At 67.8% G+C, this 26,829-nt stretch carries 27 protein-coding genes; 3 read left to right on the top strand and 24 right to left on the bottom strand.

The genetic code is table 11. From position 1 onward, the window contains the following. The first annotated feature begins 253 nt into the window (after nt 1-253). The gene (locus K2Y56_RS09915; RefSeq protein WP_292507207.1) at nt 254-682 is read left to right on the top strand and encodes a phage holin family protein; all 429 of its coding nucleotides are present in this window, start codon (nt 254-256) and stop codon (nt 680-682) included. Here the strand turns inward: K2Y56_RS09915 and K2Y56_RS09910 are convergent. The 16 genes from K2Y56_RS09910 to K2Y56_RS09835 form a co-directional block, all read right to left on the bottom strand. After that, nucleotides 679-945 (bottom strand): DUF2312 domain-containing protein, encoded by a 267-nt coding sequence (locus tag K2Y56_RS09910; RefSeq protein WP_292507206.1) that lies wholly within the window; start codon nt 943-945, stop codon nt 679-681. The two genes, K2Y56_RS09915 and K2Y56_RS09910, sit on opposite strands and share 4 nt — an antisense overlap. 36 nt (nt 946-981) lie before the next feature. Continuing rightward, on the bottom strand, nt 982-2,034 hold the full coding sequence (locus K2Y56_RS09905; protein ID WP_292507205.1) for a low specificity L-threonine aldolase: 1,053 nt from the start codon (nt 2,032-2,034) through the stop codon (nt 982-984). Between the two features lie 46 nt (nt 2,035-2,080). Next, on the bottom strand, nt 2,081-2,812 hold the full coding sequence (locus K2Y56_RS09900) for an MIP/aquaporin family protein (protein ID WP_292507204.1): 732 nt from the start codon (nt 2,810-2,812) through the stop codon (nt 2,081-2,083). Between the two features lie 227 nt (nt 2,813-3,039). Continuing rightward, nucleotides 3,040-4,545, bottom strand: a complete 1,506-nt coding sequence (gene glpK / locus K2Y56_RS09895) for a glycerol kinase GlpK (protein WP_292507203.1) — start codon at nt 4,543-4,545, stop codon at nt 3,040-3,042. A 78-nt stretch (nt 4,546-4,623) separates the two neighbouring features. Continuing rightward, entirely contained in the window at nt 4,624-6,135 is a 1,512-nt protein-coding gene (gene glpD, locus K2Y56_RS09890; protein ID WP_292507202.1) for a glycerol-3-phosphate dehydrogenase, read from the bottom strand. Nucleotides 6,136-6,237: 102 nt separating this feature from the next. Next, nucleotides 6,238-7,035 (bottom strand): DeoR family transcriptional regulator, encoded by a 798-nt coding sequence (locus tag K2Y56_RS09885; protein ID WP_292507201.1) that lies wholly within the window; start codon nt 7,033-7,035, stop codon nt 6,238-6,240. Nucleotides 7,036-7,304: 269 nt separating this feature from the next. Next, on the bottom strand, nt 7,305-7,970 hold the full coding sequence (locus K2Y56_RS09880) for an HAD family hydrolase (RefSeq protein ID WP_292507200.1): 666 nt from the start codon (nt 7,968-7,970) through the stop codon (nt 7,305-7,307). 88 nt (nt 7,971-8,058) lie between these two features. Then, nucleotides 8,059-9,564 (bottom strand): chromosomal replication initiator protein DnaA, encoded by a 1,506-nt coding sequence (gene dnaA, locus K2Y56_RS09875; protein ID WP_292507276.1) that lies wholly within the window; start codon nt 9,562-9,564, stop codon nt 8,059-8,061. 467 nt (nt 9,565-10,031) lie between these two features. Continuing rightward, nucleotides 10,032-10,298, bottom strand: coding sequence for a 30S ribosomal protein S20 (gene rpsT / locus K2Y56_RS09870; RefSeq protein ID WP_292507199.1), 267 nt, complete (start codon nt 10,296-10,298; stop codon nt 10,032-10,034). Between the two features lie 194 nt (nt 10,299-10,492). Next, complete coding sequence (locus tag K2Y56_RS09865; RefSeq protein WP_292507198.1) at nt 10,493-10,702, bottom strand: hypothetical protein; 210 nt, start codon at nt 10,700-10,702, stop codon at nt 10,493-10,495. 245 nt (nt 10,703-10,947) lie between these two features. Further along, entirely contained in the window at nt 10,948-12,216 is a 1,269-nt protein-coding gene (gene coaBC, locus K2Y56_RS09860; RefSeq protein ID WP_292507197.1) for a bifunctional phosphopantothenoylcysteine decarboxylase/phosphopantothenate--cysteine ligase CoaBC, read from the bottom strand. A gap of 30 nt (nt 12,217-12,246) precedes the next feature. Further along, nucleotides 12,247-12,576, bottom strand: a complete 330-nt coding sequence (locus K2Y56_RS09855) for a type II toxin-antitoxin system RelE/ParE family toxin (protein ID WP_292507196.1) — start codon at nt 12,574-12,576, stop codon at nt 12,247-12,249. Beyond that, nucleotides 12,573-12,809, bottom strand: coding sequence for an acetyltransferase (locus K2Y56_RS09850; RefSeq protein ID WP_292507195.1), 237 nt, complete (start codon nt 12,807-12,809; stop codon nt 12,573-12,575). Before K2Y56_RS09850 ends, K2Y56_RS09855 begins: the two co-directional genes overlap by 4 nt. A 63-nt stretch (nt 12,810-12,872) precedes the next feature. After that, nucleotides 12,873-14,429 carry a 2-polyprenylphenol 6-hydroxylase gene (gene ubiB, locus K2Y56_RS09845; RefSeq protein ID WP_292507194.1) on the bottom strand — a complete coding sequence of 519 codons (1,557 nt, stop codon included), beginning with the start codon at nt 14,427-14,429 and terminating at the stop codon, nt 12,873-12,875. Between the two features lie 37 nt (nt 14,430-14,466). Beyond that, nucleotides 14,467-15,240 carry a bifunctional demethylmenaquinone methyltransferase/2-methoxy-6-polyprenyl-1,4-benzoquinol methylase UbiE gene (ubiE, locus tag K2Y56_RS09840; protein WP_292507193.1) on the bottom strand — a complete coding sequence of 258 codons (774 nt, stop codon included), beginning with the start codon at nt 15,238-15,240 and terminating at the stop codon, nt 14,467-14,469. Between the two features lie 137 nt (nt 15,241-15,377). Beyond that, entirely contained in the window at nt 15,378-15,623 is a 246-nt protein-coding gene (locus K2Y56_RS09835) for a hypothetical protein (protein WP_292507192.1), read from the bottom strand. A 183-nt stretch (nt 15,624-15,806) separates the two neighbouring features. Between K2Y56_RS09835 and mutM the strand changes: the two genes are divergently transcribed. Both mutM and K2Y56_RS09825 read left to right on the top strand, forming a co-directional pair. After that, nucleotides 15,807-16,730: a bifunctional DNA-formamidopyrimidine glycosylase/DNA-(apurinic or apyrimidinic site) lyase gene (gene mutM, locus K2Y56_RS09830; RefSeq protein WP_292507191.1), complete on the top strand. Its 924-nt coding sequence runs from the start codon at nt 15,807-15,809 to the stop codon at nt 16,728-16,730. 105 nt (nt 16,731-16,835) lie between these two features. Next, the gene (locus tag K2Y56_RS09825; protein ID WP_292507190.1) at nt 16,836-18,263 is read left to right on the top strand and encodes a diguanylate cyclase; all 1,428 of its coding nucleotides are present in this window, start codon (nt 16,836-16,838) and stop codon (nt 18,261-18,263) included. Between the two features lie 79 nt (nt 18,264-18,342). Here K2Y56_RS09825 and K2Y56_RS09820 read toward each other — a convergent pair whose 3' ends face one another. The 8 genes from K2Y56_RS09820 to K2Y56_RS09785 all read right to left on the bottom strand — a co-directional run bounded on the left by K2Y56_RS09820 (nt 18,343) and on the right by K2Y56_RS09785 (nt 26,720). Continuing rightward, on the bottom strand, nt 18,343-19,905 hold the full coding sequence (locus tag K2Y56_RS09820; protein WP_292507275.1) for a c-type cytochrome: 1,563 nt from the start codon (nt 19,903-19,905) through the stop codon (nt 18,343-18,345). Nucleotides 19,906-19,956: 51 nt separating this feature from the next. After that, the gene (locus tag K2Y56_RS09815; protein WP_292507189.1) at nt 19,957-20,319 is read right to left on the bottom strand and encodes a hypothetical protein; all 363 of its coding nucleotides are present in this window, start codon (nt 20,317-20,319) and stop codon (nt 19,957-19,959) included. Between the two features lie 10 nt (nt 20,320-20,329). Next, nucleotides 20,330-20,812 (bottom strand): TspO/MBR family protein, encoded by a 483-nt coding sequence (locus tag K2Y56_RS09810; protein ID WP_292507188.1) that lies wholly within the window; start codon nt 20,810-20,812, stop codon nt 20,330-20,332. After that, nucleotides 20,809-22,026, bottom strand: coding sequence for a geranylgeranyl diphosphate reductase (locus K2Y56_RS09805; protein WP_292507187.1), 1,218 nt, complete (start codon nt 22,024-22,026; stop codon nt 20,809-20,811). Before K2Y56_RS09805 ends, K2Y56_RS09810 begins: the two co-directional genes overlap by 4 nt. A 5-nt stretch (nt 22,027-22,031) precedes the next feature. Further along, nucleotides 22,032-23,387: a BCD family MFS transporter gene (locus tag K2Y56_RS09800; RefSeq protein ID WP_292507186.1), complete on the bottom strand. Its 1,356-nt coding sequence runs from the start codon at nt 23,385-23,387 to the stop codon at nt 22,032-22,034. Beyond that, nucleotides 23,384-24,268, bottom strand: coding sequence for a chlorophyll synthase ChlG (chlG, locus tag K2Y56_RS09795; RefSeq protein WP_292507185.1), 885 nt, complete (start codon nt 24,266-24,268; stop codon nt 23,384-23,386). Before chlG ends, K2Y56_RS09800 begins: the two co-directional genes overlap by 4 nt. A gap of 68 nt (nt 24,269-24,336) precedes the next feature. Continuing rightward, nucleotides 24,337-25,794 (bottom strand): transcriptional regulator PpsR, encoded by a 1,458-nt coding sequence (gene ppsR / locus K2Y56_RS09790; RefSeq protein WP_292507184.1) that lies wholly within the window; start codon nt 25,792-25,794, stop codon nt 24,337-24,339. A gap of 35 nt (nt 25,795-25,829) precedes the next feature. Next, nucleotides 25,830-26,720, bottom strand: coding sequence for a B12-binding domain-containing protein (locus tag K2Y56_RS09785; RefSeq protein ID WP_292507183.1), 891 nt, complete (start codon nt 26,718-26,720; stop codon nt 25,830-25,832). Between the last annotated feature and the right edge of the window lie 109 nt (nt 26,721-26,829).

The raw sequence follows: 26,829 nt of genomic DNA, 5'->3' as shown, positions 1-26,829 counted from the left end.
TTGGCGAAGCGGTCGGCGGAAGGCAAGGGCGCGGGCCGCCCCTCGGGGGAGCCGTCCCGCCCGATGAGCGCTGGGGCGAAACGGGCCGAGGCGCAGAAGGTTTGGCCAGCGATGCGAGTGAGGCAAACCCTTCCTCTCAGGGCGCAACCTTAGCCCGCAGCTCAGCCCTTGCCTACCGACGCTCGGAAGAGGGTCCGGAACACCCAAGCTGCCCCTTCCGTTGTGCTTCCGGCAAAGGAGCACCGAGACGACGATGACAGCGCGGCCGCCGGATACGACCCTCGCGCTCATCGGCGAGGCTTTGCGCCTCGGCAGCCTGCATCTGCGCCAGACCCTGACGCTGGCGCGCCTCGAGACGAACGGCAATATCGGGGCGATCCTGGGCCTCGTCGCGCTCCTCGGCGCGGCGGTCCTCGCGCTGATCGTCGCCTTCTTCCTGCTGCTTGCGGCCGCCGTGAAGGCCCTGGCCGCCATCATCGGCTCCGAGGCCCTCGCGGCGGTGATCGTCGCCGCGCCCTTCGCCCTGGCTTCCCTCGTCCTGCTGGTCCTCGGCCTGCGACGGATGGCGCTGGAGAACCTGGAGCCGAAGCGCACGGAGCGGCAGATGGCGAAGGATGCGGCGGCTCTTCGGGGGCTGGGCCACGCCGGTAGCGGCGCGACCCTTCCTCCTCGTTCGAGTTAAGCCGCCTCGGCCATCGGGGAGGGCGCGTCCATGGCGCGCAGATACACGTCGAGCAGGGTTTCGTGCTCGTCGCGCTCGTCCTTGTCGAGCTTGCGCAGCTTCAGGATCTCCTTGAGGATCTTGACGTCGAGGCCCTCGCCCTTGGCCTCGGCGAAGATCTCCTTCTTGCCCTCCATCAGCCCCTTGATCTCCTCGTCGAGCTGCTCGACGCGCTCGATGATCGAGCGGATCCGATCGCCCGCGATCCCTACCGTGTCCGACATGGTGACTCCCTGCTGATTGAGAAGCGGCAAACTCGATCAATCGGGTAAGCGGGAGGTTAAGAGGCAGCCGCGCAGGTCCGCGACGAGCGCGTCGATCCGGGCCGGATCGGCATCCCAGGAGAACATGAACCGGGCGCCGCCGCCGATGAAGGTGTAGAAGCGCCAGCCTCGCGCCCGCAGGGCTTCGGCGACAGCATCCGGCAGGGCGAGGAAGACCGCGTTGGCCTCGACCGGGAACACCGGCGAGACGCCGGAAACCTCGGCCACGGCCTTGCTGAAGCGGCGGGCGCAGGCATTGGCGTGGGCGGCGTTGCGGCGCCAGGCCCCGCTCTCCAGGATGCCGGCCCAGGGTGCGGAGAGGTATCGCATCTTCGAGGCGAGCTGTCCGGCCTGCTTGCAGCGATAGCCGAAATCCTCGGCGAGCTTCGGATCGAAGAACAGGATCGCCTCGCCGGCATGCATGCCGTTCTTGGTGCCGCCGAAACAGAGGACATCGACGCCCGCCCGCCAGGTGATGTCGGCCGGCTCGCAGTTCAGGCCGATGCAGGCATTGGCAAAGCGCGCCCCGTCCATGTGAAGGCTGAGGCCGAGTTCCCGGCAGACGCCGGAAATCGCCCGGATCTCCTCCGGCGTGTAGACCTGCCCGGTCTCGGTCGGCTGGGTGATCGTCACCACCCTGGGCTTCGGAAAGTGGATGTCCCGGCGCCGGGTGGCGAGGTCGCGGATGGCATCCGGCGTCAGCTTGCCGTCCACGGTCCTGGCGGTCAGCAGTTTCGAGCCGTTGGAGAAGAATTCCGGCGCGCCGCATTCGTCGGTCTCGACATGGGCGGATTCGGCACAGATCACGCTGTGATAGGATTGGCAGAGCGAGGCCAGGGCCAGCGAGTTCGCCGCCGTGCCGTTGAAGGCGAGGAACATCTCGCATTCGGTCTCGAACAGTTTTCGGAAGGCGGCCGAGGCGCGTTCCGTCCAGGCATCCTCGCCATAGGCGGGGGCGTAGCCGGCATTGGCCTCTTCCATCGCGACCCATGCCTCGGGGCAGATGCCGGAATAGTTGTCGCTGGCAAATTGCTGGGGTTGTTTGGTCATGGGCCGGAGCATCGTGGCTTCTTCGCTGCGATGCAACGTGAGGTTCTCACATCCCGACCGCCAGCACCGCCAGGGCCGCCAGGGCCGCGCCGATCATCGGTCCGACCACCGGGATCGCGGCGTAGCCCCAATCCGACGAGCCCTTGCCGGCGATGGGAAGCACCGCATGGGCGAAGCGGGGACCTAGGTCGCGCGCCGGGTTGATCGCATAGCCGGTGGTGCCGCCGAGGGAGAGCCCTACCCCCCAGACCAGCATGCCGATGAGGTAGGGCGCGACGCCTGCAGGTATCGCGTTCGGGCTGCCGACCGCCTTCGACACGATGGCGTTGATGACGAAGATCAGCACGAAGGTGGCGATGATCTCGGATGTCCAGTTGGCCGGCGCGTTGCGGATCGCCGGCCCGGTGCAGAAGCAGGCGAGCTTGAGGTCCTTGCTCTCCGTCACCGCCCAATGCGGCAGGTAGTGCAGCCACACGATCGTCGCTCCGACGAAGGCCCCGAGCATCTGCGCGGGGATGTAGATCCAGACCTTGTGCCAATCCCCGGTGCCGACGGCGCCGGCCAGCGTCACGGCGGGATTGAGATGCGCGTCGGGGCTGCCTGTCGCGGTGGCGGTGAAGATCCCGGCGATGACCGCGAAGGCCCAGCCGGCGGTGATGGCGATCCAGCCGGCATTCTCGCCCTTGGACCTGCTGAGGAGAGCCCCCGCAACGACGCCGTCGCCGAGGATGATCAGCACCATCGTTCCGAGGAGTTCGCCGAGGAAGGGGGAGATCATGAGGCAGTTCCTGAAGGCCTGAACGGTGTCATTCCGGGGCGCCGCAGGCGAGCCCGGAATCCAGAGCCGCTGCTGGCGTCGATGGACAACGACCTGAGTTTCTGGATTCCGGGCTCCGCTTCGCGGCCCCGGAATGACGGTGTTTGAGACTTCGACTGACCATCAGGCTCAACCCGAGAAGGGTCAGGGGACCAGAGCCGAACGGTTCTTCCATCGGCAGGCGCGCCTCACTCCCGCGGCGTGGTCCAGTCGAAGGATCGCTCCACTGCCTTGGTCCAGGCGGTGAAAAGGGTGTTGCGCTGCTCGGCCGCCATGTTCGGGTGCCAGCGGTGGTCGACGCCCCAGTTCGAGATCAGGTCGTCGGGACTGTTCCAGTAGCCGGTGGCGAGGCCCGCCGCGTAGGCGGCCCCGAGCGCCGTGGTCTCGGTCACCTTGGGGCGCACCACGGGCACGTCGAGGATGTCGGCCTGGAATTGCATGAGGAGGTCGTTCCTCACCATGCCGCCATCGGTGCGCAGCTCCTTGATGTCGATCCCGGAATCCTTGGCCATGGCCTCCAGAACCTCGCGGGTTTGGTAGGCGGTGGCCTCGAGGGCCGCGCGGGCGATGTGCCCCTTGTTGGCGTAGCGCGTCAGCCCGGCGATGATGCCTCGGGCGCTCTCCCGCCAATGCGGGGCGTAAAGGCCCGAGAAGGCGGGCACGAAATAGACGTCGCCGTTGTCCGAGACGGTGCGGGCGAGGCCCTCGATGTCGCCGCTGTCGCGGATGATCCCGAGATTGTCGCGCAACCACTGCACCAGGGCGCCGGTGATGGCGATGGAGCCTTCGAGCGCATAGACCGGCGGCTTGCCGTCGAGCTTGTACCCGACCGTGGTGACGAGACCGCTTGTCGAGGGCACCGGGTCTGCGCCGGTGTTCATCAGCACGAAGCAGCCGGTGCCGTAGGTGTTCTTGGCCTCTCCCGGCTTGAAGCATGTCTGGCCGAACAGGGCTGCCTGCTGGTCGCCGAGGATGCCGGCGATGGGAACGCCGACGAAGGGCGTGCGGCTCTCCCCGTAGACCTCGCTCGACGAGACGATCTTCGGCAGCATCGTGCGCGGGATGCCGAAGGCAGAGAGCATGCCCTCGTCCCAATCGAGGGTTTTCAACGCCATCAGCTGGGTGCGGCTGGCATTGGTGACGTCGGTGACGTGGAGGCCGCCTTGCGCCCCGCCGGTGAGGTTCCAGACGAGCCAGGCATCGATATTGCCGAACAGGACGTCACCCGCTTGCGCCTTCTCACGCGCGCCCGGCACGGCATCGAGGAGCCAGGCGAGCTTGAGGCCGGAGAAGTAGCTCGCCAGCGGCAGGCCGGTGACGGCACGGAAGCGGTCCTTGCCGCCATCGCGGGCAAAGCGCGCGACGAGGCCGTCGACGCGGGTATCCTGCCAGACGAGGGCATTGTGCAGCGGCTGGCCGGTGCGGGGGTCCCAGATCAGCGTGGTCTCGCGCTGGTTGGTGATGCCGATCGAGACGAGGTCGGAGGGCTGGATCTCGGCCGATTCCATGGCCTCGCGCATGACGATCTGGGTGTTGCGCCAGATCTCTGCCGGGTCGTGCTCGACATGGCCGGGGCGCGGATAGATCTGCTCGTGCTCGCGCTGGGCGGTGGCGACGATGTTGCCGCGGCGGTCGAAGATGATGAAGCGCGAACTGGTGGTGCCTTGATCGATGGCGCCGACGTAATCGGCCATGGCTGGCTCTCCTGTCGTTGGACGTTTCCCTGAAGCCTCCCAGTCTTGATGCCGGGGCGGCCTTCCTTCGATACCGGGTCAGGCGGCGGCGGAGCGGCGCGCGAAATAAGCGGCGAGGCGGGCCTGGCCGTCTGGCGGAATCCGAAGCCCGAGCTTCGAGCGGCGCCAGAGGATGTCGTGGGCCTCCCGCACCCATTCATGCGCGATGAGGTAGTCGACCTCCGACGCGGTGAGTTCGTCGCCGAACCGTTCACCGAGATCGGCGAGGCTCCTGGCCTGTCCGAGGATGTGGTCGACGCGGGTGCCGTAGGCGCGGGCGAGGCGCCTCGCCATTGCGGGCGGCAGGAAGGGCTTGGCTGCCTGCAGATCGGCGAGGAACCGGTCGAAATCGGCGTCCCGCATGTCGCCGCCGGGCAGCGCCGCCTTGGCGGTCCAGGCCGGCTTGAGCCCCGGCCGGTACGGCGCCAGTTTCTCGATGGCATGCTCGGCGAGGCGCCGATAGGTCGTGATCTTGCCCCCGAAGACCGACAGCACCGGCAGCTTTCCGTCGCTGTCCGAGACATCGAGAACGTAGTCGCGGGTGACGGCGGAGGCGTTCTCGGCGGCGTCGTCGAAGAGGGGGCGCACGCCCGAGAAGCTCCAGACAACGTCCTGGGGGCCGATGCTTTTCGAGAACGACCTGTTGATGCAGTCGCAGAGGTAGCGGGTCTCGTCTTCCGAGATCGCTACCGGGCCGGGCTCGTTCTCGTAGGGGACGTCGGTGGTGCCGATCAGGGTGAAATCGCGCTCGTAGGGGATCGCGAAGACGATGCGCTTGTCGGGCTGCTGCAGGATATAGGCCTGGTCGCCCTCGTAGAGCTTGCGCACGACGATATGGCTGCCCTTGATCAGGCGCACCGCGGCCCGGCTGTTGATGCCGAGGGTCTGCCCGAGTGTCTCGCTGACCCAGGGGCCGGCGGCATTGACGACCATCTTGGCGCTCACGGTCTCGGTCCGGCCGCCCTGGACATCACGAATCGCAGCGACCCATGAATCGCCTTCGCGGCGGGCCGAATCCACCGCCGTGCGGGTGCGGATGACCGCGCCGCGCTCGCGCGCGTCCATGGCGTTGACGACGACGAGGCGGGAATCCTCGACCCAGCAATCCGAATAGGTGAAGCCCTTGGTCAACCGCTCCTGAAGCGGAGAACCGAGCGGTGATGTTCGCAAGCGAACGGATGTCGAGCCCGGCAGGGTGCGCAGTCGCGCCAGGTGATCGTAGAGAAAGAGGCCGAGGCGCAGCATCCAGGCCGGGCGCAGGCCCTCGTCATGGGGCAGGACGAAGCTCAGTGGCCAGATGATGTGCGGCGCCTGGGCGAGCAGGCGCTCGCGCTCGGCCAAAGCCTCGCGCACCAGCCGGAACTCGTAATATTCGAGGTAGCGCAATCCACCATGGATCAGCTTCGTAGAGGAGGACGAAGTGAATTCGGCCAGATCCCCCTTCTCGCAGAGCAGAACCTTGAGACCGCGGCCGGCCGCATCGCGCGCGATCCCGGTTCCGTTGATCCCGCCGCCGATGACGAGCATGTCGTAGGTCGTGACGTCCGCCATTGCGCTCCCACCCTCGGCTGCGCCGATGAGCAGGATATTGCGCAGAGGGCTAGTTTTCGCAAGCGAAAATCATGTGCTTTCGTTTTCGCACTGCAACCGCATTCAACCTGTCAGGGCCACTTTGCACGCCACGTTGTGTTCCTGCATGAGAGCGGCGATGCCTTCGGGAGGCGCCCGGTCGGTGAACAGAGTGTGGATCTGCGACAGGTGCCCGAGGCGGACCATCGGGCGACGACCGAACTTCGAATGATCGGCCACCAGGAAGACGTGGGCGGCGTGAGCGAGCACGGTCTGAGTGGCGCGGACTTCCTCGTAGTCGAAGTCGAGCAACGTGCCCTCGGCATCGATGCCGCTGATTCCGATAATGGCGTAGTCGACCCGGAACTGGCCGAGCGTATCGCAGGAGAGCTGGCCGAGGACCGCCCCGTCGCGGTTGCGCACGGTGCCGCCGGCGACCACAACCCGGAAGGCGGTCTGCTGCGACAGGGTCAGGGCGACGTTGAGGTTGTTGGTGATGACGCTGAGATCGTCGTGGCGCAGGAGTTCGCGCGCCACCGCCTCGGTGGTGGTGCCGATGTTGATGAAGACCGAGCAATGCGAGGGAATGGCCGTCGCCGCGAGCCGGGCGATCGCCGCCTTCTCGGCGGCATGGGTGACCTGCCGGTCGGCGTAATCGATGTTCTCGACGCTCGAAGGTAATCCGCCGCCGCCGCGGTAGCGTTCGAGCCGCCCTTCGGCGCTGAGTTCGTTGAGATCGCGCCGGATGGTCTGGACGGTGACCCCGAAGGTCGCCGCGAGAGCTTCCGCGGTAGCGTAGCCGCGCTGGCGTACGGCGGCGACGATGGCGCTGCGCCGACCCTCGACGGTCTGGATCTCTTGCTTCGGTATCGGACGGCTCACGCAAACGCTCCTTCTGATCCCGTCTCCGCTGATAAGGCCATCACGCATTCCCAACCTCATCCCGAGGTGCCGCGAACCGGCCTCGGAGGAGGGCTCCAGGAATCCACAGAGCGTATTGAAGGCCTCCTTCGAGGCCTCCGCTTCGCCGAGGCACGTCAGGATGAGGTCCAGAGTGGGAAAGGCGGGGGATCAAGAAAGAAACGATATCGAGCCGGACCATAGCCGGACCGCAAGCACAGGTCTCGGCTCTCGAAACGTCGTGAACACTGTCAGCCGGCGAGTGGCGAGCCGTCGTAGCGGCGCAGGAGATCTGCGGGATCCTGGTAGACCGCGATGCAGCCGGCCTCGCGAAGGGCATCCTCCGACCATCCGCCGCAGAGCAGCCCGATCGTCCGCAATCCCGCCTTGGCGGCGGCCTGCGCATCGTAGGGGGTATCGCCCACCACCACGGCATCCCCGGGCGACGGATTGCCGAGTCGCTCAAGGGCTGCCTCGAAGATGTCTGGATGTGGCTTGCTCTGGTCCGCGTCGTCCGACGAGGTCTCGGTGCCGACGAGATCCTCGATGCCGGCGATCCGCTTGTAGACCTGCAGCTCGTCGCCCTTGGCCGAGGAGGCGAGGGCGATCGCACGCCCATCGTCGAGCAGGCGCCGCATGAGCGCGGGGACGTCGGGAAACCCCTTGATCGCCGGCAGGTAGCGCTCCTTGAGGATCCCGGCGCGGTGCGCCTCCAAATCCTCACCCCGCGCTTCGATCTCGTCCCTCGACAGGAAGACAGGCATCAACTGGTCGCCACCCTTGCCGATCTGCGCCCGTATCGTCGCCGCGTCGAAGACATGTCCGAAATCGCGGAATGCATCCTGCCAGGCGCTGGCATGCTGGTCGTTCGAGTCGATCAGGGTGCCGTCGACGTCGAAGATCACGGCTTTCGGCATCGATAGGTCATTCCGTGCGAAAGGCCGCCCCGGGATGGGCGGCCCAGTCACGACAGAAGCGATGGAAGGAGGGCGGTGTTCCCGTGCCTCAATCCTGCAGCATGCGCTTGAGGAGTTCGACCTCCTCGGACAACACCGAATCCTCACCGATCAGCTTGTCGATCTTGCGCACGGCGTGGAGCACCGTGGTGTGGTCGCGCCCGCCGAAACGCCGACCGATCTCGGGGAGCGAGCGCAGGGTCAGCACCTTCGAAAGGTACATGGCGATCTGGCGCGGCTTGACCACGGCGGCGGTGCGCCGCTCGGACAGGATGTCGGACCGGGAGACGTTATAGCGGGAGGCCACCAGCTTCTGGATGTCCTCGATCTTGATGCGCTTCGGCTCGCGGTTCTTGACGAGGTCGCGGATCGCGGTCTCGGCCGTTTCCAGGGTCACGGCCGTGCCCGTGAGGGTGGCATGGGCGAGGAGCCGGTTGACCGCGCCTTCGAGGTCGCGGCCGTTGGCGGTGATCGATCGGGCGACGTAGGCGGCGACCGTCGGCGACACCTCGAAGCCGGGATGCGTGAGCCGCACCGCGGCGAGTCGCGCGGAGAGGATCGAGGCCCGCAGGGTCTCGTCGAGGCTGCCGATCTCCACGACGAGGCCGCCGCCGAGGCGCGAGCGCACGCGCTCGTCGAGGGCTTCGAGTTCGGTGGGAGGCCGGTCGGACGCCACCACGATCTGGCGGCCGGCATCGATCAGGGCATTGATCGTGTGGCCGAACTCAGCCTGAATCGACTTGCCCTGGATGAACTGGACGTCATCGAGGATGAGGAGGTCGATGGCGCGCAGGCGCTCCTTGAAGGCAAGGGCGTTCTGCGTCTTGAGGGCGTTCACGAAGCCGTACATGAAGCGGTCGGCGGTGAGGTAGATCACACGCTTGCCGGACTCGCGGGTGACGTGGCCGATCGCGTGGAGGAGGTGGGTCTTGCCGAGGCCCACACCGGCATGGAGGTAGAGTGGGTTGTAGAGGGCCGGCCCTCCGTCATGGCGCGCGACGCGCTCGGCGGCGGCATGCGCCAGGGCGTTGGAGCGACCGACGACGAAGCTCGAGAAAGTAAGGCGGTTGTCGAGGGGGGCGCCGCTGAGATCGCCGGCATCGGCACGGGCGGCACCCTCGGCCTCACTCGCCCCCTGCGATTCGCCGGGATGGGATGCGGGGAGCGCGGGCGAGGCCTGCAAACGGGCCAAAGGGCTCGCAGGGGCGGTCGGCTTCTGCACCGCCGGGGCGACGCGCACCGGAGCGGCGGCACCACGGACACCGACCTCGATCCGCGTCACGCTCTCGACTTCGCTGCGGAAGGTGTTGAGCACACGGTCGAGGTAATGCGATTCGATCCAGCTCTTGAGGAATCGGGTCGGCACGGTCAGCCGCGCCGTTCCGGCGGTGACCGCGTCGAGTTCGAGGCGAGCGAACCAGCTCGCGAAAACGTCCTCGCCGAGCTCGGCCCTCAGGCGGCGTTTGACCCGCACCCAAGCGGCTGCACATTCCGCCGTACTGGCACCGTTCCTGCCGATCTCGCCGTCATCCGCCGCGCTACCCTCGACCTGCATCATCACTCTCCTCGCGCAGAGGGCGGGGCACCGCCGTCGTCGCGTACGCACACTGGACGTTCGTCAAGCCCCACGAGGATATCGCGAGACCCAGATCATCGCGGGGGAGTCAAGCCCATCACCGCGCGCTTTTGCCGATCCAAGATGGCTATCAACAATAAGCTACGGTTCTCCTAACAAATCCCACTCTCGCGGGAGCAATGCGAGTCTTCGAGCGGGCTCCGACACGACGGCGAGAGTCGAGCTGCCTGGGATATCTTCGGTCGATTCGGGCAGAGCTAAATAAAGTGTGAACTTTATCGCTTTTAGCGAGACATCATTAATCTACACAGCACATCTAGACTCCGCAACGGCCTAGATTCGACTCTAGGGTTAACGCGAACCGGCTCACGAACTGGTCGTCCGAAAACGAAAAAAGCCCGGCCATCAGGCCGGGCTTCCATCGAAGCAGTCCCTGTCGGGAGGTGTCAGGCGGCGAGCGCCTTGACCCGCGCGGCGAGGCGCGAAACCTTCCGGGAGGCGTTGTTCTTATGGACGATGCCGTGCTGAGCGGCCCGCATGATCTCGGGCTCGGCCTGCCGCAGGGCAGTCAGGGCGTTTGACTGGTCGCCGGCGGCGATGGCCTCCTCGACCTTGCGGACGAAAGTGCGCATGCGGCTGCGGCGCGAGCGATTGATCGCGGTGCGCTTCGCGATCTTGCGGGTCATCTTCTTGGCCGACACGGTGTTGGCCATGGGGCATCCTCATTCAAGTGAGGCGATGCCGACAAGCCCGCAGGCTTTCAGATGTCGGTCGTCGCGCGAAGGTTGTTCGGGCAATGGCGAAGCCGACGGGCTGCGTTGGCGCGGCCTGTCGGCGAAGCGGCGTCTATAGACACGCGCTCACCATCCGTCAACGCGATCCGCTGCTTCCGCTCATCCGCGCCTGATCAGCCGCGAGTAGAGGGCCGCTCGCTCGAATGCGAGACCACGGTCGGCTGGAAATCGGCGGGAGCGAAGGCGGCGACGAGGTGCACGCCGATAATCGGCCCGAAGACCAGCGACATCATCACGAACATGATCAGAGCGACGCTGGCGTCGGGGCGTGGTCCGGCACGGCACACGCGGCCACGGCGGAATATCACGTGAGAAAGGGTCATGGGCTCACCTCGTTCGACCGGCCGCCAGGGGCCGGCGCGGGCGAGCCCGATCACATGATCAGGCGCGAAGCACGCTCTCGGCCGAAGGCGGCGCGGTCCATCGACTACTGTCGCTGGGCATGGGGTTCAGTCGTTCCTGTGGAGCCGCCGCACCGGACAAAAGTCCGGGCCGACGATGGCACCGCAATGATGCGGTGCGAGAAGTTAGTCAAGCCTTAACGCCGTGCGGGGCCGATGGTTCGTTCTCACCCGCAAATGAGGTCGCGGAAGCGGGCGACGAGCCGGCGTCCGACCTCGTCCTTGTCGAGGGTCGGCCAGGTCTCGACCGCGCCGTCGCGGGTGATGAGATGGATCGTATTGGACAGGCCGCCCATGACTCCGCCCTCGGCCGAGACGTCGTTGGCGACGAGAAGGTCGCAGCCCTTGCGGACGAGCTTGGCGCGGGCATTGTCGAGGACCGAATCGGTCTCGGCGGCGAAGCCGACGACCAGGGTTGGGCGTCTTTCGCCACGCCCTGCGATCGTAGCGAGGATATCGGGATTCTCGACGAGACCGAGGGGCGGCACCGCCGTGCCGTCCTTCTTGATCTTGGTTCCGAGCGTCGCCTCGGGACGCCAATCTCCCACCGCGGCGGCGAAAACCGCGATGTCGGCGGGTAGCGCCGCCTCGACCGCCGCCAGCATCTCTCGGGCGGTCTCGACGCGGACCACCGTCACGCCGGCCGGATCGGGGAGCGCGACGGGCCCCGAGATCAACGTCACCGTGGCACCGGCCACGGCGGCGGCGGCGGCGATGGCGTGGCCCTGCCGCCCTGACGAGCGGTTGGCGATGTAGCGGACCGGATCGATCGGCTCGTGGGTCGGCCCGGAGGTGACAAGGACGTGCTTGCCGGCAAGGGGCCTCTCGCGCAGCTTCCCGGATGCCCGGTCGGCGAGAAAGCCGAAGCCGCCAGCCTGTTGCGCTGCTCCCAGCATCGCCTCGACGGCGTCGGCGATCTCGACGGGTTCTGCAAGCCGGCCCGGGCCGAACTCCGCCTCGGCCATGGCGCCCTCGTTAGGGCCGACGACATGCACCCCGTCGGCCTGCAAGGTGGTGAGGTTTCGCTGCGTCGCCGGGTGCTGCCACATCCGCACGTTCATGGCCGGCGCGATGAGGATCGGCAGGGTGGTGGCGAGGAGCACCGTCGAGGCAAGGTCGGAGGCATCGCCCTGCGCCATCCTGGCCATCAGGTTGGCGGTGGCAGGCGCGACCACGACCGCGTCGGCATCGCGCGCGAGCTTGATATGTCCGATATCGGCCTCCTCGGCCCGATCGAACAAGTCGGTATGGGCGCGCTCCCCGGCCAGCGCCGCGGCGGCGAGCGGCGTCACGAATTCCTGAGCCCCGGCGGTGAGGAGCGGGCGCACCTGCGCCCCGCGCTCACGCAGGCGCCGGATCAGGTCGAGCGCCTTGTAGGCCGCGATACCGCCGCCGATGACGAGAAGGATGCGGCGTCCGCCGAGAGACTGGGACATGGCTCTACCACAGGCATTTGGTGAGGCGCGTCAAGGGTGGGGATCCGTCCCCCGTGGAAGCATCAGCCAACGAATGCCGGCCGGGTCTAGACGACGGGCGGTATGGCGGATGGTGGCGACGGCGACGGCTTCGGCGGCTTCATCCACACGATAGACGATCAGGTAGGGGAGGCGCGGCACGGAGAGGCGGCGCAGTCCTCGACCGACATGGCGCCCCGCCTGCGGGTGATCGAGAAGCAACCGCAAAGCCGCAGCAAGCTGATCCTGAACGTGCTGCAAGGCCTGCGGGTCGCGGGCTGCAAGGTAGGCGGCGATGCTGTCGAGGTCGGCCTCGGCCCGCGGGGAAAGGCGTAGCTTCAAGGCCGATGGCGGCGAAACGCGGCGGCGACCAGTTCGGCAGGGTCGCCCTCGGTGAACTCGCCGCGCTCGATTTGCGCCAGCCCTTCGAGGACGGAGGACAGGTGCTCCGGCTCGATGTCGAGCGGCCCGTCGTCCTGACGGGCAAGAGTGAGAATGGCCTGCGCCATGCTGTCCCGCTCGGCGGGCGGCATCTGACGGACGGCCTCGAAGGCCAGCTCCACAACGTCGGTCATGATCTCACCTCGTTCGGCATCATAGCACACCGAACGCCGTCGCCGTATTGCCGCTCGGAATTCTCACCGGAACGCCATCACCAGAGCCCCAACGGCGATCGCCCACAACGCCGCCGTCGACCAGTGGGCGCGGCGGCCCTCCTTGCGGGCGAGCCTCTGCAGCAGCAGCGCGTCCTCGCCTGCGCTCTCGTCGAGCCGCACCAGGACGCGGCGCAGGCGCTGCGCCATGTCGGGGATGTCGGCGACCACCTCGGCGAGGGTCAGCACTGCGCGTCCGGCCTGCTCGGCCTTGCCGATCGGTCCGAGGTTGCGGGCGACCCAGGCGCGCACCACCGGCTCGGCGCCGGTCCACATGTCGAGCTTCGGGTCCAAGGAGCGGGCGACGCCCTCCACTACCACCATGGTCTTCTGCAGCATCACGAGCTCGGTGCGGGTCCGCATGTCGAAGAGCGCGGTGATGTCGAAGAGAAGCGTCAGCACCTTGGCCATCGAGATCTCGTCGGCCTTGCGCTGGTGGATCGGCTCGCCGATGGCCCGGATCGCCTGCGCGAAGTCGTCGACGGAGTGGTGCGCCGGCACGTAGCCCGCCTCGAAATGCACCTGCGCCACGCGGCGGTAGTCGCGCAGGATGAAGCCGAGGAGGATCTCGGCGAGGAAGCGGCGCTCGCGCGGCCCGAGCCGGCCCATGATCCCGAAATCCACCGCCACGAGGACGCCGTCGGGATCCACGAACAGGTTTCCCGGATGCATGTCGGCGTGGAAGAAGCCGTCGCGGATCGCATGGCGCAGGAAGCTCTGGATCACCGTGCGCCCCAAAGCCGCCGGGTCGTGGCCGGCGGTGAGGATCGCGGCGCGGTCGTTGAGGCGGATGCCCTCGATCCATTCGCTGGTGAGCACGTCGCGGCCGGTGAGCTCCCATTCGGGGCGGGGCACCCGGAAATCAATGTCGTCGCGGGTGTTGTCGGCGAGCTCCGACATCGCGGCGGCTTCGAGCCGGAAATCCATCTCCATCATCACCGATCGGGCGAGGATCTCGACGACCTCGCGCGGGCGCAGGCGCTCGGCCTTGGGCGAGAGCGTGTGGACGACGCGGGCGATGAAACGCATCACCTCGAGGTCGCGCTGAAAGCCCTCGCGCACGCCCGGCCGCATGATCTTCACGGCCACCGCCCGCTGCGTCCCATCGGCATCGAGGAGATGCGCCTTGTGGACCTGGGCGATGGAGGCGGCCGCCACCGGCGCGCTGAAAGAAACGAACATCTCCCGGATCGGCTTGCCGAAGGCCGCCACGACGACCTTCTCGGCGATATCCTGCGGGAAGGGCGGCACCCGGTCCTGGAGCTGCTCAAGGTCGAGGGCCGCATCCATGCCGACGATGTCGGGCCGCGTCGCCAGGAACTGTCCGAACTTGACGTAGGACGGCCCGAGCCGTGTCAGAGCCCGCTGCAGCGGTCCAGCGCCACCGCCGAGGCCGGGCCGCTCCAGCATCCGCCCGAGACGAAGGGCGAGGCGCAGATGCGGCGGCAGCGCCTCGGCGTCGACGAAGGCGAGCCCGCCCTCGCGCGCCAGCACGAAGCCGACCCGCGCCCCGCGCGCCAGGTTGACGAGGGCGCCTAGCACCCGAGGGACGCCCGCGACCCAGCCGCTCGCAGGGCCCTCACGCGATCTTCCAGCCGGAATGGATCGCGACGATGCCCCCGGTGAGCGGGCGATGGCTGACGCGGGAGAACCCGGCGGCCTCGATCATCCCGGCGAAGCGCCCCGGCGTCGGGAACTTGCGGATCGACTCGACGAGGTAGCGGTAGGATTCCGAGTCCCCCGCCACCCGCGCCCCGAGACGCGGGATCACGTGAAAGGAATAGGCGTCGTAGATCCGGTCGAGGACCGGGAGGTCCACCTTGGAGAATTCGAGGCAGAGGAAGCGCCCGCCGGGCTTGAGCACCCGGTAGGCCTCCGCCAGGGCGACCTCGATCCGCGGCACGTTCCGGATGCCGAAGGCGATGGTGTAGGCGTCGAAGGTACCGCGCGGCAGCGGCAGCGCCTCGGCATTGGCGGTGACGAAGTCGATCCGGCCGGTGAACCGGTCGCCCGCCCGCTCGGCTCCGACGCCGAGCATCGCCTCGTTGATGTCGAGCACGGTCACGTGGGTCTCGCGCCCGCCGGCTTCGAGCACCCGAAAGGCGACGTCGGCGGTGCCGCCGGCCACGTCGAGATGGCGGAACGGCCGGTTTCGCGGCGGCCTCAGCATCGCCACGAGGTTCGACTTCCAGGCCCGGTGCAAGCCCCCGGACATCAGGTCGTTCATGACGTCGTAGCGCTTGGCCACGGAGCGGAAGACATCGTCCACCCGCGCCTGCTTCTCGGAGAGCGCGACGCGCTCGAACCCGAAATGCGTGCTCGCCTCACCGGCAGGCTTCTCGGCAGAACCCATGACGCTCCCAACCCTTCCGCGGGAGCGTCATAGCGAAAGCTCGGGCGGACCGCCATGCGCCGGATGGAGGCGGGACACGGCATGGCTTGCGTATCGCCTCTCTCCGCAAGTGCGGAGAGGATGGCGAGGCTCAGCCCTCACCGCCCACCACCACCCCGCATGCTCCTGAACCGGCACGTCCGGCCATTATCCTCATAACCTGCAGGGCAGCGGCGGACGCAGGCGCCTGCGGCGAATTTGAGGGGTGGCGGGCAGGCCCCACCGAGCTGGCGCTCCTGGAAAAGGTAGGATTTCGACGGGCTCTGCGCCGCCGCGGGCAGTGCCGTGCCGAGGGGGAGGGCGGCGGCACAGAGGAGGAGGGCTACGGTGGCGAGGCGGGTCATGAATCGTCCCTCGGACAAGGTCTAGGATGGTCAACCCGGCCGTTCGATGCAGGTTCAAGGCCGATGATCAGGGGAAGGCGTGACGCCGCACGGCCCATGCGGCCCTTCCGATCCCGGCCGCGATCCGCCATTTGAGGCTCAGCGCCCTCATCCCGTGCCGGAGACCCATCCCCCAGGAGAGCCATGCCCGAGTTGCCCGAAGTCGAGACCGTCCGCCTGGGGCTGAGCCCGGCCATGGTCGGCGCCCGCGTCTCGCGCGTCATCCTGCGGCGGCCGAATCTGCGGTTCCCGTTCCCTGAGCGTTTCGCCGAGCGCCTCGAAGGCGCGACGGTCACGGACCTCGAGCGGCGCGCCAAGTATCTCACCGCCGCCCTCGATTCCGGGGAGACCCTGATCCTGCATCTTGGTATGAGCGGGCGCTTCGACGTGAAGCTGCCCGACGGGCGCAACCTCTCGCCGGGGGATTTCTACCTCGAAGGGGCTCTCGGCACGCCAAAGCACGACCACGTCGTCCTGACGATGTCGAACGGCGCCACGGTGACCTACAACGACGCCCGCCGCTTCGGCTTCATGGACCTCGTCCCGACCCAGGACCTCGCCGCCTGCCGGCATTTCGCCGGTATGGGGATCGAGCCCCTCGGGGAGGGGCTCACCGGGGAGGCCGTGGCGCGGCTGTTCCGCCACAAGATTACGCCACTCAAGAGCGCGCTCCTCGACCAGAGGCTGATCGCGGGCCTCGGCAACATCTATGTCTGCGAGGCCCTGCACCGGGCCGGCCTGCACCCGGAACTGCCCGCGGGCAGTCTCGCCAAGCCAGACGGGGCGCCGACGCCGAAAGCCCGGCTCCTCGCGAGGACGATCCGCGACGTACTCACCGAGGCGGTGGCGGCTGGGGGGTCGACCTTGCGCGATTATGCACTGACCGACGGAAGTATCGGCGCCTTTCAGCACCGTTTCAGGGTTTACGACCGAGTAGGCCAGCCATGTACCGCCAAGAGTTGCAAAGGGATCGTGGAGCGAATCGTCCAATCCGGACGCTCGACGTTCTTCTGCGCGTCATGTCAAAGCTTTCAACCAGCATCCGGCATTCCCAGGAAATTGACGTGAATCGCGACCGGAAATGCATCAAACGTTAAAATTTGCGAGTCTAGCTTCACGCACGACCAAGACCGGCCGTCCTAACTGGCCGTCGAAACTAGGCTCGGTGCACGAATGTATCCCGTTGGTGAGAACGAATCCGCCAGGCTCGACGCGATCTGCGAGCTAGACCTGCTGGCGCTCCATCCCGATCCACGCTTCGACGTGATCTGCCGGACGGCCAAGGCTCTGTTCGACGTTCCGATCGCACTGATCTCCATCGTGGAGTCGGATCGGCAATGGTTCAAGGCAAAATGCGGGATCTCGGTGGACGGGACCTCGCGCGGCGTTTCGTTCTGCACCTACGCGATCATGGACGACACCCCGTTCATCGTCGAGGACGCCACCCGCGACCTTCGCTTCTGCGACAACCCGCTGGTCACCGGCCCGCCCGGCATCCGGTTCTATGCCGGCGCGCCGCTGATCATCGGACCCGGGCTTCGGGTCGGGACCCTCTGCATCATCGACAGCGTGCCGCGCAGCTTCGACGAGGAGCAGCGCCACCACCTCCAGGATCTCGCCCTCATGGTGGTGGCGCAGCTGCGCCAGGCCAAGATCGAGGCGGATCTGCGGGACAGCGAGGCGCGATTTCGCATCCTTGCCGACAATGCGAGCGACATGGTTATCCGCTCGGCCCTCGATACGACCCGGCGCTACGTCTCCCCGGCAGCTTTGGCCATCACCGGCTACACGCCAGAGGAACTCGTCGGGACGCGTCCGCTCGACTTCGTCCATCCGGACGATTCCGAGGCCTACGGGCGCGTGCTCGACGAGGTCTGCAAGGGCACGGTGCGACAGGCGGTGAGTCGCCAGCGCTACCGCCGCAAGGACGGTTCCTGGACCTGGGTCGAGGCGACCTTCAGCTTGACGCATGACCCGAAGACCGGCGTCGCGGACGGCTACGTTGCCGCCGTGCGCGACGTGAACGAGCGCATGGTGGCCGAGCGCCGCATCGCCCACATGGCCCGGCACGATGCGCTGACGGATCTCGCCAACCGCACCCTGTTCCAGGAGCGCCTGAGCCAGGAGATCGCGCGCGCCCGGCGCTACGGCGGGCAGTTCGCCGTGCTGTGCATGGACCTCGATCGCTTCAAGGCGGTGAACGACACCCTCGGTCACCAGGCCGGCGACAGCGTGCTCAAGACGATCGCCGAGCGCATGCGCCATCTCATCCGGACGGAGGACATCCTGGCCCGGTTCGGCGGGGACGAGTTCATGATCCTGCTGACGGGCGGGAACCAGCCCGACAGCGCCGGGACGCTGTCGCAACGTTTGATCAAGGCCGTGCGCGAGCCGATCGATATCGACGGCGTCATGGTAACCGTCGGCCTCAGCATCGGAATCTCGTTCGGACCCCAGTCCGGCCTCGATGCCGACGGCCTCTATCGTCAGGCCGACCTCGCGCTCTATCGGTCGAAGGCCGAGGGCCGGAACACCTACCGCTTCCACGACAGCTGCGAGCCGGCCGAAGACGCCGCTCCGGTTTTAGCCGAGAGCGCCTGAAGGGCAGATCTCGGCCGCCTGACGCGAAAAAGCCGTTGGCTTGGCTTGGCTTGGCGACGGTGATCGAGATTCCGCTGCTTCAGTTCGGCGTCGGGCGGATCGGAGCCGCGGCGTCGGCCCTCTTCTCGGGGTTCTTGAGCTGGCTGTAGACGATGCTGCCGAAGCTGCCGATCGCCGCGTGCCAGCCGCCCTTCTCGTAGAGCGGGCTGTTACGGCCAGCCTTGCAGAAGGCGGTGACGAGGCCGTTGACGATGTCGTCGTCCTTGGCGCCGGCCGCCGAGGCCTTCACCTTCGGCAGCAGTTCGCCGACCCGCGGGATGAACTGCTCGGGGTGCAGATCCTTCAGGGCCTCGGCGGCCCCGGCTACCTCGATCGCCTTCGCGATCTCGGGCTGGGCGATCTCCGCGCAGGGCGCGGTGCCGGAAAGCATCGTCTCGGTCTGCTTGCGCGCCGTGGCGACGATGCCGCGCTCTGTGATGACCGGCGCGCGGTTGCCCCAGGAATTGCGGATGTAGTCGGCCACGTCGGCGATCTGGGTGTCGGTCATCCCCGTGCCCACCGCCGGCATCGGCGCGTAGCCGTTCTGGGCGCTCAAGCCGCCGAGGATCACGCGCAGCACGGTCTCCGGTCCCTCGGACTGGACGGAGGTGTTCCCGGCCAAGGCCGGAATGGCACCGGGTACGCCCTGGCCGTCGGGCTTGTGGCAGGACGAACAGTAGCTGAGATAGGTCCCAGCACCCGGCGCGCCGACCTGGTCGAAAGCCTGGACGTCCTTGACCTTGTAGGCCTCCTTGGCCTTCTGCGTGCGCAGGTAGGCGACCATCGCCTTGAGGTCGGCATCGGTCATCCTGGAGAGGGATTCCTCGATGGTCTGGCGCATCGGGCCGGCGGCGACGCCGGGCTGGTTGCCGGGCGCGGAGCCGGTCTTCAGGTAGGTCACGACCTGGTCGTCGCTCCAGCCGCCGATGCCCTGGTGTCCATCGGGGGTGATGTTCGGCGCGTACCATCCGTCGATGACGCCGCCGCCGAGCTTGCCCGCGAGGCCGCTGTTACCGACGATCTTGTTTTCGTTGTGACACATGCCGCAATGGCCCAGCCCCTCGACGAGGTAGCCGCCGCGGTTGACCTCGGCGCTGGCATTCGGGTCCGGCTTGAACTCGCCCGGCGTGAAGAACGCGGTCCGCCACGTCACGAGCGCCGTGCGGATGTTGAAGGGGAACGGGATCTCGGAGGGCTTGCGCACCTCGTTCACCGGCTCGAGGGAGCGCAGATAGGCGAAGATCGCCTTGACGTCGTCGCGCGTCACCTTGGTGTACCAGGCGAAGGGGAAAGCCGGGTAGAGATAGGACCCGTCCTTGGTGATCCCCTCGTGCATGGCGCGAGCGAACTCGTCTTCGGTCCAGTTGCCGAGGCCGGTCTCCTTGTCGGGGGTCAGGTTGGGGGTGCGGATCTTGCCGATCGGCGTGTTCAGCACATAGTTGCCGGCGAACGGTTTCCCGCCGGGAGCCGTGTGGCAGGCGACGCAATCGCCGGCTGTGACGAGGTATTCGCCGCGCTTGACGAGGTCGGCGTCCCCCCCCTGAGCCACCGCCGCGGGAACGCCGCCGAAGAGGAGAAGCACACCAAAAGCCGCCGCATCCATGCGAACCATGTCGGTGTTCTCCTGCGATGCGCCGCCGGCGGCGGATCGACCTCAGCCTTGTCGGCGCAGCGGGAACGCGACGATTTTGGCAGGGGTTCCGACATCACGAAGTTGTGGTTCAGGCTGCGGCTGCGTCTCCCTGCGAGAAGTCCGGCGCAACCTAATCGCGAGCTCGCCGACATGGGCCAGAAGCGATCCGAACAGGCAGACAGCGACGATCGGCCAGCCGGAATCGGTCAGCGAAGCGCGGACGGCCAGCATCAGCGCCGCCCCGGATGCGAGGTTGCAGAGGAGCGGGAGGGGAGCCGGCCCACGCCCGGTCCGGCGGTTCCACCACAGCAGGGCTGCCGCCTCCAACACCACGAGGACGAGGATGGCGTCGATGATGAGGCCGCTTGAGAACCACTCGGCCATATCGGTCCCCTCAATGGGCGCCGAAGGGCGCGTTCATGCGAACGATCGTCAGGTTGAGGTAGGACGCGACGCTGACCCAGGCGAGATAGGGCAGGAGCAGCAGGGCCGCGATGATCGAGATCGGCACGGTGACGAGCATCAGCGCCACGATCGACAGCCATAGGAACGCGACCTCGACCAGCGCCCAATCCGGCCGGCGCATCCGGAAGAAGATCCCGCTCCAAGCGATGTTGAGCACGCCGTTGACGGCGTAGGCAACCAGAAGGGCAGAGCGCGCCTCGGCATTCGGTGCGCCGTTCCAGGCCATGAGCCCGGAGATGACCGTGAGGGTGAAGATCGTCGTCCAGACCGGCCCGAAGGCCCAATCCGGCGGTTTCCAGGATGGCAGGCGCAGCCCGCGGTACCACGGGCCCGTGGTCGTCAGCACGCCGCCGGCGACCGCCACTACGATGGCCGCGCCGACGGCGACGAGGACCGGCGTCCAGCCGCTCACGGCGACACCCAGCGGAAGAGGTGGGCGAGATCCTTGAAGAAGATCCGCGCATGGGCGGCGGGCTTCGCCCGCACCAGCTCCTTGTTCATGTAGGAATCCCAGGTGAGCTGCTGAACGTCCTTGTCCTTGCAGATGGAGACGAAGCGCTCACGAAGGCCGTCGTTGCGGTACCAGACCCACTGCATGATCCCAAGGATCAGGAAGACGCGGCCGTGAAGCTTCATGAAGCGGCGGCGTGCCTGCGCCAGGGCGCTCGCCTTGCCGGTGACGAGGAAGGCCTCCGCGGCCTCAGCCGCCAAGCGTCCCCCGAGCATGGCGTAATAGATCCCTTCACCGGAGGCGGGGGCCACGATGCCGGCGGCATCTCCGGTGAGGAGGACGTCGCGGCCGTTGTCCCATTTCTTGAGGGGTTTGAGCGGGATCGGCGCGCCCTCGCGCCGGACCGTCTCGCCGGCATCGAGACCGCTCGATTCCCTGAGAGCCCGGATCGCGCCGCGCAGCGAAAAACCCTTACGGGCGGAGCCGGTGCCGATGCTGATCGTGTCGCCGTGCGGGAAGATCCAAGCGTAGAAGTCGGGCGAGAGCTTGCCCTGATAATAGACGTCGCAGCGCGTGGCCTCGACGTCGCCGCTGCCGTCCGCCGGGCGCCGGACGATCTCGTGATAGGCGAAGACCTGCTTCATGCCGGCATGGCCGGGGATCTCGGTGCGGCCGACGGCGGAGGTGGCCCCGTCGGCGCCGATGACGAGGCGGGTGCGGACCTGGGCCGGCTGTCCGCCGACAGGCGAATAGTGAACGGTGACGAGGCCATCCGGGTCGTGGGTGATCCGCTCGAAACGGCCGGGTCGGTAATCCGCACCGGCAAGGGCGGCGCGGTTGCGCAGCCAGGGATCGAAATGCTCGCGGTCGACCATTCCGACGAACCCGTCGCCGATCGGCATGTCGACCCGCTTGTCCTTGGGCGAGATCATCCTGGCCGAGCGGATCCGGGCAACGATGAGTTCGTCGGGAATGGCGAAGTCACGGATCAGCCGCGGAGGGATCGCTCCGCCGCAGGGCTTGATCTTGCCCGGCTTGTCGAGGAGCAGGACGCGGCGCCCGGCGCGGGCGAGATCGGTGGCCGCCGTAGCGCCCGAAGGACCGCCGCCGACCACCACCACGTCGAAGGTCTCGATCGTTGACACCGGGATCTCGGATATCGCGATCTTGGACATCGGTTCTACCTCGCGGAGAGACGGGCCTCGGATGGGAAGGGTTCGCTGCGCGAGAGAGCCGCCAGGCGGGTCGGTTTCGCGTAAACGATGCGCAGCGCCAGGGCGGCGCCTACGACGAAGAGGGCGGCCTCGGCGGTGAAGACCGCGGCGTAGGCGTTGACCGCATGGGGCGTCACGAGGCGGGCGAGGTCGACCGCGACGGTGCCGAGAAAGCCCCCGGCCCCGAAGGCGACCCCCTGCGCCGCGCCCCAGACACCCATGCGGGTGCCACGCTCGGCTTCGCCGCCGGCCCCGGCAAGGCCCATCATCGAGCCGATGGCGGCCACCGCGAAGATGCCGTTGAAGAAGCCCAGGGCGAAGACGGCGGGGCGTAGGGGGAAGTCCTGGCCGACGAGGCCACCGGCCGCGATGGCCAGGAGGGCGAGGGCCGAGCCGAGGCATCCGCCCACGGTCCAGGCCTTGAGCGAGCCGAGCACCGGCCCGCCGATCCCCATCGTGACGCCGGCCACGAGCAGCATCCCGGCGAGGACCCCGCCATGCTGCAGGCCGGAGAGCTTGGTGGTCGTCCCGGGCGTCATCGCGAAGACGAGCCCGGCGAAGGGCTCGAGGATCAGCTCCTGGGCGCTGTAGGCGAGCATCGCCACGAACAGGAACACCGTGAAGCGGCGGGAGGCCGGCTCGGCCCAGACTTTGGCGAGCACCTGCAGGAACGGCTTGCGCCCGGAACGAGCCTCGGGAGAGGGGACGGGCCGCGCCTGTTCGATGCCCCGCACCGCGAGCGCCGCGACCGCGAAGGCGACCAGCGAGACCGTGCCGGATACGGCGACAAGCCGGGCGCCAGAGAACGGATCGAGGAAATGTCCGGCGAGCGGAGCTGTGACGGCGAAGCCCGCGATCATCATGATCCAGACCAGGGTCGCAGCGGCGCCGCGCCGGCGCTCGTCGACCCCGCTAGCCAGCAGAACCAGCAGGTTGGTCCCGGCGGCGCCCGCGCCCATGCCGACGCCGAGGAAGGCGAGCACGGCGAGGGCGAGACCCGCTTCCATCTGCGTCTCCATCACGAGCGTCGCCACCGCCGCGAGGAATCCACCGACCGTCAGGGCCGCCATGCCGCCGATGATCCAGGGCGTCCGGCGCCCGCCCACATCCGAGCCGTAGCCCCAGCGCGGGCGCAGGACCTGGACTGCGTAGTGAAGGGCGACGAGGGCTCCCGGCACCATGGCCGGCAGGGCGAGCTCCACCACCATGACCCGGTTCAGGGTGGAGGTGATCAGCACCACCACCGCCCCGAGGGCGGTCTGTACGAGTCCGAGCCGCGCGATGGCGGGCCAGGAGAACGAGGCAGGCGCCAATACCGTCATGCGCTTCCTCCCACGAGGGGCCGAAGGGCGAAGGCGGCCACCAGCATGCCGAGCACGTAGAGCGTGGTGCCTGTGCCGTTGTACCAGGCCGCCTTCTCGCGCGGCTGCGCCAGGAGCGTCGCCATCAGGGCGAACTGACCTGCGAGCAGAAGGGCGATGACGCCCGCATGCCAGGGTCGGTCCCAGGCGGCGAGGGCGGCGATCACGGCGATCTGCGGCAGCGCCATGACGAGGCAGGCGAAGCGGGCCGCCGCCTGGGTGCCGAGCTGCACGGGGAGGGATCGCACGCCCATGCGGCTGTCCCCTTCCACCGACTTGAAGTCATTGAGGGTCATGATGCCGTGGGCGCCCACCGAGTAGAGCAGGGCGACGAGCAGCACCCGCCGGTCGGGCATCGCGGCGGCCATCACGGCGGCCCCGGTGAACCAGGGAAGGCCCTCGTAGCAGATCGCCACCGCCGAATTGCCCCACCAGCCGTTCTGCTTCAGGCGCAGCGGCGGTGCGCTGTAGACCCAGGCGAGAACGAGGCCGAACATTGCGGCCCCGAGGATCCAGGGCCCGAGGGCGGCAGCGACCGCGAGGGACAGAACCGTCCAGGCTCCGGCGACCCAGAGGCCCCAGCGGCCCGGCATCCGCCCCGACGGGATCGGCCGGCTCGGCTCGTTGATGGCGTCGACGTGGCGGTCGTACCAATCGTTGACGGCCTGGCTCGTAGCGCAGACCAGGGGGCCGGCCAGGATGACGCCTGCGGCGATCACGGGCCATTGCCCGCTCGGCGAGGCACCGGAGGAGACGACGCCGCAGGCGAAAGCCCACATCGGCGCGAACCAGGTGATCGGCTTCAGGAGCTCGAGCAGGGCGCTGGGTGCGGGCGTTACCATGAGGCGACGCTAATTTTTTACGCGCCCATGTGTCAAGCTGGATTTACAGTGATGGACGCGGAAGACGCCTAATCCTCGTCGTCTCCGGCCTCGGCGACATCGAGATCGCCGATGCCGTAGCGACGCAATTTGGCGTAGAGGCCCTGCCGGCTCAGGCCCAGCATCTCGGCCGCGGAGGCGCGGTTGTCGCGGGTGATACGGAGCGCCGCCTCGATGCACAGGCGCTCGATGAGATCGGTCGATTCGCGCACGAGGTTCTTCATCGAGACGCGGCCGACGAGCTCGGTCATCTGCTCGACGGATCGGGGCAATTCGCGCCCCGCCATGGCTGAGGTAATCGCGCGGCGCGGCGTACCCCGGATCGTGAAGCCGAGGCAGGGATGTCCACCGCCCGCGACGGAGACCGCGGCGATCTCGACATCCTCGATCGCGCCGTAGGCCCCGCGGATGCTGGTGGCGTAATGGCGGATCGAACCGTGAAGGCCGAGCGTCGCGAACAGGGTCGCCGCCTCGCTCTCCTCCCGGCCGAGCCAACGGTCGAGGAGCTCGCCGCGGACCTGCTCCTCCGTGGCGAGTTGCACGAGATCGAGGAACGCCGTGTTGGCGGCGAGGATGTGCCGGCTCGGATCGGTGACGACGAAGCCTTCCGGCAGGTTCTGGATGACGTCGAGGGCGCTGGCGCCGCTGCGCCCCTGCGACTTGTCGACCGCGTCCATGCCACCGACCGACAGGCGCAGGAGGGCGCTGGTGGCGTTCTCCTGCCGGAACAGGGAGGCGGCGACCCGGGTCTCGCCGCGACCGTTGCCAAGGCGGGCGACGAGATCATCGGCCTGGCCGGTGGCCCGCAGGCCGGCGAACAGGGCTTCGAGGTCGCGCCCGCTGGCCCCGTCGAACAGATCGACGACGTCCTGGCCGACGATGCGCTTCTCGGACTTGCCGAGAAGGCGAGCGGCGGCCGGGTTCACCTCGGTGACGCGGCGCGTGCCGGCATCGACAACGAGGACCGGCTCGCCGGCGAGCTGGAACAGAAGACGGTAGCGCGTCTCGGCGCCGCGCAGGCGCAGGTAATCGCGCTCCAGCGCCTGCTGGGTCTCGGCGAGCTTACGCTGCAGGGCCGCCATGGCGCGCAGGTTGCGCCCGATCACGATGACCGGACCGTCGGCCTTCAGCCGCATCGCCGAATAGCGGATCGGCAGGTCGATCCCGGTGGCCGAGGGGTGATTGACCTGGCGCCAGCGCGTCACGGCGCCCGGAGCGGCATCCTTGAGCAGGGCGGCGATCTTCGGCCGGCTCTCGACCGTGACGGTGTCGACGAAGCGTTGCCCAAGCCAGGCCTCGCAGCCTTCGCCCGCAAGATCGGTGCTGCCGAAGGACGCGTCACGGATCACCCCTTCGCCGTCGATGACCAGCGAAAGGTCCGTCGCCGCGGCGACGAGAAGCCCGGCCGCCTGCTCATCGAGGGGACCGAGCGATTTATGAAGGGCCGCGAACGATGTCGTTGCGGCGGGAAGCGCCAGACTGGTCAAAGATCACCAAGGTGTGATGCCGTCAGACGGGTCTTTCAGCAGGCTCGGGCACGCAGATCAAGCAAACGCTGGGCAATGGCAATGGCCTGGCGCGCATCCCGGGCCGTCGCATCGGCGCCAACGCGGAATACATATTCCGGATGGTCGAGGAAGATCGGTCCCCCAACCATGATATGGAGATCGGGGTTCCGCGATGCGCCCCGCAATGCCTCGATCGTCTCGGCGAGCACCGGCAGAAGTGTCTCACAGGCGAGCGACAGGCCGACGACGTCGAACCACTCGGTTCGCACCAGCGAAACCGGGTCGACGCCGGAGGCTTCGGTGGCGCAGACGGTGTCCCAGCCGGCTTTGCGGAAGAATCGGTCGAGCAACGTCACACCAAAGCTGTGTGTTTCTCCCGGACAGGTGAGCAGCAGCAGGCTTCGGCCGTCCCATCCGCCGTCTTCCTCTCCGCCGAACCGGGAGGACAGACCGTAGCTGATGCGCTGCAGGCGGCCCATCGCGATGGTGAGTTCGGTGAAGTCGCAGAGGTCTTCTTCCCAGAGCAGCCCGAGATGGCGCGCGGAAGGAGCGAGAAGATCGAGGAGGAGGCTGTCCACGCTGAGGCCGCCCGCCAGAAGATGGGCGATCCGCCCGTCCGTGTCGTCGCCCTCGGGAGACAGCAGCAGATCGGCGAAGGCGGCGATCTCGTCGGGGGTCGGCGTGGCGCTCCGGGGCATCTCTGGGCTCTGCGAAGCCCGGTGGGCCAGCATCATGCGGGGAATGATCTCGGCTTCGACGACGCGGGCGAGGTCGCCGTGCCACCGGGTCGGATGTTCGACGCGGGCAAAGTGACTGGCAGCCGAACTCTCCCCAAGCTCCGTCGGGTCGCGAAGATTCGTTTCGTCGAAGAAACACCGCTCTCGATACTGCCTCAGGTCGTCCATTGGTCCCTCCCAATGTTTGCGACGTACTCCTGTCGACCTCGATCTTGGCGTCGAGCGTGGCGCCTGCCGGCACCTCTTCTCAATCAGGCGTCAGACCCAAGGGCGCGGG

Origin of the sequence: Methylobacterium sp. (assembly GCF_019745455.1) — a bacterium.
GTDB lineage: Bacteria > Pseudomonadota > Alphaproteobacteria > Rhizobiales > Beijerinckiaceae > Methylobacterium.
The sequence above is the reverse complement of the archived record's forward strand: the minus strand, read 5'-3'. Positions and strand labels throughout refer to the sequence as shown.